The organism is Pseudoclavibacter sp. Z016, assembly GCF_002931215.1.
Classification (GTDB): domain Bacteria; phylum Actinomycetota; class Actinomycetes; order Actinomycetales; family Microbacteriaceae; genus Pseudoclavibacter.
In genome coordinates this window covers 22936-29621 of the sequence record NZ_PSTU01000007.1, presented here as the reverse complement: position 1 = coordinate 29621, position 6686 = coordinate 22936, and the positions used below count along the sequence as shown (strand labels likewise).

Annotated in this window: 5 protein-coding genes; 2 read left to right on the top strand and 3 right to left on the bottom strand. The window is 68.0% G+C overall.

Features of this window, described 5'->3' with window-relative positions; translation table 11 throughout:
* Nucleotides 1–149 precede the first annotated feature (149 nt).
* The 3 genes from C5B99_RS03745 to C5B99_RS03735 are packed head-to-tail and all read right to left on the bottom strand — an operon-like array spanning nt 150 to nt 4067.
* Nucleotides 150–1730 (bottom strand): APC family permease, encoded by a 1581-nt coding sequence (locus tag C5B99_RS03745; protein WP_104240456.1) that lies wholly within the window; start codon nt 1728–1730, stop codon nt 150–152.
* Complete coding sequence (locus C5B99_RS03740) at nt 1727–2647, bottom strand: universal stress protein (protein WP_104240455.1); 921 nt, start codon at nt 2645–2647, stop codon at nt 1727–1729. The genes C5B99_RS03745 and C5B99_RS03740 overlap by 4 nt, the downstream gene beginning before the upstream one ends.
* Nucleotides 2648–2699: 52 nt before the next feature.
* Nucleotides 2700–4067 carry an NAD(P)/FAD-dependent oxidoreductase gene (locus C5B99_RS03735; RefSeq protein WP_104240454.1) on the bottom strand — a complete coding sequence of 456 codons (1368 nt, stop codon included), beginning with the start codon at nt 4065–4067 and terminating at the stop codon, nt 2700–2702.
* Between the two features lie 181 nt (nt 4068–4248).
* Here C5B99_RS03735 and C5B99_RS03730 point away from each other — a divergent pair, with 181 nt between their 5' ends.
* Together C5B99_RS03730 and C5B99_RS03725 are read left to right on the top strand one after the other, a co-directional pair.
* Nucleotides 4249–4911 (top strand): TetR/AcrR family transcriptional regulator, encoded by a 663-nt coding sequence (locus tag C5B99_RS03730; RefSeq protein WP_258063027.1) that lies wholly within the window; start codon nt 4249–4251, stop codon nt 4909–4911.
* A 138-nt stretch (nt 4912–5049) separates the two neighbouring features.
* Entirely contained in the window at nt 5050–6684 is a 1635-nt protein-coding gene (locus tag C5B99_RS03725) for an NCS1 family nucleobase:cation symporter-1 (RefSeq protein WP_104240453.1), read from the top strand.
* The last annotated feature ends 2 nt before the right edge of the window (nt 6685–6686 follow it).

The following is a 6686-nucleotide window of genomic DNA, read 5'->3' as shown; positions in this document are numbered from 1 at the left end:
ACGCCCCACCGCCGCATCCGCCGCAGATGGGTCGCTTTCACCCCGTATCGAGCGCTGATACGGGGTGGAAGCGACCCATCTGCGGCGGATGCGGCGGGGCGGGGTGCGGCAGGGCGGGGCGGGTTGGGATGCGGGATCCCGCGGGACAGCTAGTCCTTCAGCACCTCGATCGACTGCGTGTCGCGGTCGTTGCCGATCTGGATCGTCTCGCCGCGGAAGAACCCGGGGCTGCGGAAGTACTGCACGACCATGATGACCACGCCGAGCAGCAGCACTCCGATGCCGAGCACGAACACGAGACCGATGCCGTCCTGGGCGATGCCGTCGGCGTCGTAGCTCGTCGCGAAGACCGCCGAGCCTGAGCCGAACGACGGCGACAGCGACGCGACGGCCGTCTCGTAGAAGAAGTACAGCAGCACGATGCCGCCGAGCAGCGGGAACAGGAACCGGAAGAAGAAGTTCCTGGCCGAGCTGAACAGGCTGTGCCTGAAGTACCAGACGCAGGCGAGCCCCGTGACGCCGTAGTAGAAGCAGATCATGAGGCCGAGGGCCGCGATCGTGTCCCACAGCGCGTTCTCGGAGAGCAGCCTCATGACGACGTAGAACACGACAGCGGCGATGGCCGAGGCCAGGGTCGCGACCGACGGCGACTTGAAGCGCGGGCTGACGTCCGCGAAGCGCTTCGGCAGGGCGCCGTAGTGCCCCATGGCGAGGATCGTGCGCGATGGGGAGACCATCGTCGACTGCAGCGAGGCCGCCGACGACGACAGGATGGCGATCGACATCAGCAGCGCGAACGGCCCCATGACCGGCCCCGCGAGCGCCGCGAAGATGCTCTCCTGGTTGTCCGGGTTGCCGGCTCCGAGGCCCTCGGTGCCGATGCCCGCGAAGACGAGCACGGCGAGGGTCGTGAGCAGGTAGATCACCATGATGATGATGATCGTGAGCATGGCGGCACGGCCCGGTGTCTTCTTCGGGTCCTTCGCCTCCTCGTTCATCGTGATGACCGTGTCCCAGCCCCAGAAGAGGAAGATCGACAGCGAGACGCCGGCGGCGACGACGGCCATGTCGCCCAGCTCGAACGGGTTGAACCAGGACAGCTCGATGGGGGTCGGGTCGAAGGCCGTGTTGTTGCTCAGGTGCATGAAGGCGGCGACGATGAACCAGGCCAGCGCGATGAGCTGGAACGCGACGAGCCCGACCTGGATCTTCTCGGTCGCCTCGACGCCCCGGTACGAGATCCACGCGGCGAGCGCCGTGAAGAGGATCGTGACGGGGATGTTGATCCACAGCACCGTCGTGAGGTCGGCGAGCTCCGGATTCTGGAACACCTGCGCGAGCAGGATGAACAGGAAGTCCACGGCAACGGCCGCGAGATTCGAGAGGACGAGGACGGTCGCGGCGATGAGCCCCCATCCGCCCATCCAGCCGATCCAGGGCCCGAACGCGCGGGACGCCCACGTGAAGGTGGTGCCGGAGTCCGGCATCGCCGAGTTCAGCTCGCGGTAGCCGAAGACGACGAGCACCATCGGGATGAAGCCGATGAAGAGGATCGCCGGCGTCTGCAGGCCGACCTGCGAGATGGTCGGGCCGAGACCCGAGGTCAGCGTGTACGCCGGGGCGATGCACGAGATGCCGATGATGGTCGCGCCGATGACGCCGACCTTGCCTGCGGAGAGGCCCTTGGAGCTGAGCCCTCCCCGCTCCGTGCTGTCTTCTGTCCTGGTCATTGCCCTGTTCCTGTCGCTGGGGATTCGGGAGCGGACTTGGGCGCCTCGGCAGGCTGCGCGGCGCGCGGCACGACGATGATCGGCACGGTCAGCACGCGCAGCAGGCGCTGCGCGCGGGCGCCGAGGAAGATGCGCCCTCCCTGGGCGAGGCGGCTGGAGCCGACGAAGGCGACATCGCCCGGCTTCCAGTCGGCCCGCTCGAGTGCGGCCTCGAGGCTCTCGCCCTCGACCGTCTCGACGGTGGCCTTGCCCGACTCCAGCAGGGCCTCCGCACGGCCGGCGAGCACTGCCCCGCCGAACTCGCGCACGAACTCGTCGACCTCCTGCACCTGGCTGGGCGGTACCCGGTCGAGCTGCACGAGCGAGAGCAGGCGCAGCTGCACGTCGCGCTGCAGCGCGCTCTCGACGGAGGTGCCGATGAGCGCGGCGGCCCCCGAGCGGGTGCCGAACAGCGTGGTGATGCGGGTGACGGGCCCCTCTTCGGCGAACCCAGCCGGCGCGAGCGCAACGGGCAGCGGCGAGGCGTGCAGCAGCGAGGATGCGACCGTCCCGATGGTGAACTGCCGCAGCAGCGCCGTGGTGGCGGCGCCGATGACCAGCGCGGAAGCGCCGAACTCCGCCGCGATGTCCATGAGCCCCTGGGCCTCGCCCGTGGCGCTGCGGACGACTCCGCGCGCCGCGATGCCCTCCGGCACCTGGGCGAGCGCTTCGCTCATCCACGTGTCGATCTGCTTGCCGATGATGCTGTCGGCATCGTCGAGCGGCAGCGGATGCGTGCCGCTGTACGGCGACGTCTCCGGCGTGATCATCGCGACGATGATCTCCGTGTCGGTGCCCTTCGCGAGGAAGGAGGCGAGGGCGAGGGCGTCATGCCCTCGATCGCTCGCGATGTAGCCCACTACGAAACGCTGCGCCATGCTGCCTCTCCAATTCTTGGGGTGTCGTCCGATTTCGGGATGCCGTGGGCGCTCAGGACTGGAGGATGCGCTTCGCCGTAGCTTCGCCCATCCGCACCGCGCCGTCAACGTGCTGGTAGCCCTCTGCCGCGAGGTCGGAGCTCGACCAGAAGATCGGGCCGACCGGGTCGTGCTGGATGGCGCCCCAGCGGTGGAGTCCGCCGAGGTCGTAGCTCGTGGCGTACGCGCCGCGGGTCCACTCCTCTGCGCCGAAGTCGGAGAGGTAGAAGACCTCGGGGTCGAGGGCCTTCGGCCCGAGGAACTCGGCGACGGAGCCGAGGACGGCGGCCTTGCGCTCCTCGTCGCCCAGCGCCCACATGGCCTCCGCCGCCTCATCGGTGATGAAGCCGACGAGGGTGCCTCGCTCGTCTTCGTGGTTGGTGTTGTCGTAGACCTCCTGCACGATGTGGCCGGCGCCGAACGCGGTGCCGCTGAGGCCTTCTTCACGCCAGAACGGGGTGGCGTAGGTGGCGTGCACCTTGATGACGAGGCCCATGGAGATGTGCTGGTGCACGATCATCTGCTGGCGCGGCAGGGCGGGGACGAAGGAGACGCGCGAGTAGAGGTTGGGCGGCACGGCCATGATGGCGTGCTGCGCCTTGACGGTGATGTGGTCGGCGACCGCGGTGACGGAGGCCGCATTGCCTGCTCCGTTGTCCTCCCAGTGGAGGAAGCGCACTGGGTTGTTCAGGAACACGTCGTCGCCGAGCTCCTGCGCCATCTGCTGGCTGACCGACTGCATGCCGCCGATGACGCGCTTGTCGAGGATGAAGCTCTCGTCGACGAGGTTCGAGAACGAACCGGCGGATGCGGCCATGAGCACTGCCTGCAGCGCCGAGAACGCGAAGGACGGCTTGGTGAGCATGCCGCCGGCGACGAACAGCCCGATGTTGTTGCAGGCCTCCTCGTCGGTGGACTGCTGGCGCAGCCAGTGGTGGAAGGAGATGGTGTCGAGCTCGCGCGCCTTGGCGTGCGCCCACGGCTCGACGGGGCCGATCTCGGCGGCGAGGCCGTCGAGGAGCTCGATCATGCGGTCCATCTCGGCGGCGGTGTGCTCGCTGACGGGGAACGTGTCGCCCTCGTAGACGGTGCGCTCGCCCTTGGGGCTGATGTAGACCGACTTGCCCTCGCGGTAGCGCGAGAAGGTGCCCTTGCCGAGCTCTTCGAGGAGGGCGAGGAGCGCCGTCTGGTCTGGCGAGACCCACTGGCCGCCGATCTCGAAGAACTGGCCGTCGATGATGTTGCTCCAGGTGCGTCCGCCGACGCGGTCGCGCGCCTCGAGGACGGCGACGGTCTTGCCTGCCTGGGTGAGGCGGCGGGCCGCTGTGAGGCCGGAGGGGCCCGCTCCGATGATGACGACGTCGCGTTCGATGGTCTGCATTTCCGCTCTTTCCGTTGTGACAGCTCCAAGCGCCCTGGCTTCGCCGTCGAAGTGAGTGTGGTTGGCGGCCGGCTTCCTGGCGCCGCCTTCCAAATAAACAGGATTAATTTACGTTAGTCGAGACGGGCCCCTCGGACAAGCCGCATTTCCGAGGAGCTAGGGTCGAACGACGGGAGGGCCAGTGAGCACCAGCGAGCATGTGGAGTCTGACGGACAGCGGCGTGCTGGGCGACCCCGCACGCGCATCCTCACGCAGAAGCGCATCACCGACGCCGCCATGCGCGTCGCGACCCACGAGGGGTACGACGCCCTGACGATGGCGAAGCTCGCCAAGGCGCTCGGCGTCACCCCCGCGGCCCTCTACAACCACGCGCACTCGAAGCGGCAGATCCTGCGCTGGATCGAGGATCGCCTCATGGCCGCCGTCGACGCCTCGGCGTTCGAGACCGAGCCGTGGGACGCGGCCCTCGCGAGCTGGGCGCGCAGCTACCGCCTCGTCATGAAGGAGCACGACTCGCTCGTGGAGGCGATCGCGAAGATGCCCGTCGCCGGCGCGACCGACACGCTCGCGATGTACGAGGGGGTCGCCTCAGGCCTCAGACGGGCCGGCTGGCCGGACGCCAACATCATGCCGGCGATCGTGGCGATCGAGTCGTTCGTCTACGGCTCCGCGTACGACCTCAACGCGCCCCTCGATATCTTCGAGCTCGGCGATCAGGCGGATGCGGCACCCACGCTCGCGGCCTCCGTCGCGGCCCACACACCGCTGGGGCTGCGCGAGCAGGCCTTCGAGCGCGGGCTCGACGCGCTCATCCGCGGACTCGGGGCGGCAGCGGGAGTCTGACTCCGGAGACCGACGCAGCGCCGCGGTCACCGCCGAGACCGTGAAGTGCTGACTGCACGCCATCGAGGGGACCTCGGTTTTACACGAGCGTTACATTGCAGAAACCTCCCGCGAAGCGTGAAGTCATAACTTCAACGCATGACCGATCAACTGGCACAGACTGGCGCATCCGGCAGCACCCGCGGCCTGGGCGCCGAAGGCGCGGCGCCCGACAACCTCGTCGAGGCGGCGGGCCACCCCGTCGAGGCGGCGGGCCACCCCGTCGGCGACGGCAACATGAAGCCCGGCTACGACCCGCGGCTCGCGAACGAGGACCTCGCTCCCCTGCGCAAGCAGCGCTGGGGCTCCTACAACATCTTCGCCTTCTGGATGTCCGACGTGCACAGCGTCGGCGGCTACGTCACGGCCGGCAGCCTCTTCGCGCTCGGCATCGCCAGCTGGCAGGTGCTCGTCGCCCTCATCGTCGGCATCCTCATCGTGCAGTTCTTCACGAACCTCGTCGCCAAGTCGAGCCAGAAGACAGGCGTGCCCTACCCCGTCGTGAACCGCGCGATCTTCGGCGTCAAGGGCGCCAACATCCCGGCGATCATCCGCGGCCTCATCGCCATCGCCTGGTACGGCGTGCAGACGTTCCTCGCCGCCGAGTCGCTCAACATCGTGTTCCTCAAGTTCATCCCCGCCAGCGAGGTGCTGCGCACCGACTACTCGTTCCTCGGCCTGTCGGCGCTCGGCTGGATCTCCTACGCGATCCTCTGGTTCGCGCAGGCAGCGCTGTTCTGGGGCGGGATGGAGTCCATCCGCCGCTTCATCGACTGGGCGGGGCCAGCGGTGTACGTCGTCATGATCGTGCTCGCCATCTACCTCGTCAGCCAGGCGGGCTGGGAGAACATCGACTTCAACCTCTCCGCGGGTGAGCCGCTCGACTTCTGGGCCTCCATCCCGGTCATGTTCACGGCCATCGCGATCGTCGTCTCCTACTTCTCCGGCCCCATGCTCAACTTCGGCGACTTCTCGAGGTACGCGAAGAGCTACAAGGCCGTGAAGCGGGGCAACTTCCTCGGGCTCCCGCTCAACTTCCTGTTCTTCTCCATCCTCACGGTGCTCACCGCGAGCGCCACCGTGCCCGTCTTCGGCGAGCTCATCACGGACCCGATCCACACGGTCGAGCGCATCGACACGCACTTCGCGATCCTCCTCGGCGGCCTCACGTTCGTGACGGCGACGGTCGGCATCAACATCGTGGCGAACTTCATCGCGCCGGCGTTCGACTTCTCGAACGTCGCCCCGCACAGGATCAGCTGGCGGATGGGCGGCATGATCGCCGCCGTCGGCTCCGTGCTGCTCACCCCGTGGAACTGGTACAACAACGACGCCGCGATCCAGAACACGCTCGGCGTGCTCGGTGCGCTCATCGGACCGCTCTTCGGCATCCTCATCGCCGGCTACTACGTGATCGGCAGGCAGCGCATCAAGGTCGACGAGATGTTCACGATGAGCGAGACGGGCGCCTACTGGTACCGCAAGGGGTTCAACCCGAACGCGGTGTGGGCCATGGTGCTCGCCGGCGCCCCGACGGTCGCGATCGCGGTGCTGACCCGGCCGCTCGCCGAGGCGGGCGTCCTGGACCTGAGCTACCTCGCCGACTTCAGCTGGTTCATCGGCTGCGGGCTCGGATTCGCGCTGTTCGTCCTGTTCGAGCGCCGCCAGCCGCTCATGCCGACGTTCGAGGGCGAGACCGCCGGCATCTCCGACGGATCGATCGAGGAGGACTGACC

Bases quoted from the DNA above. Each gene is read 5' to 3' on its own strand.
- C5B99_RS03745 (WP_104240456.1), bottom strand. From the start codon at position 1,730: ATGACCAGGACAGAAGACAGCACGGAGCGGGGAGGGCTCAGCTCCAAG.
- C5B99_RS03740 (WP_104240455.1), bottom strand. From the start codon at position 2,647: ATGGCGCAGCGTTTCGTAGTGGGCTACATCGCGAGCGATCGAGGGCAT.
- C5B99_RS03735 (WP_104240454.1), bottom strand. From the start codon at position 4,067: ATGCAGACCATCGAACGCGACGTCGTCATCATCGGAGCGGGCCCCTCC.
- C5B99_RS03725 (WP_104240453.1), top strand. From the start codon at position 5,050: ATGACCGATCAACTGGCACAGACTGGCGCATCCGGCAGCACCCGCGGC.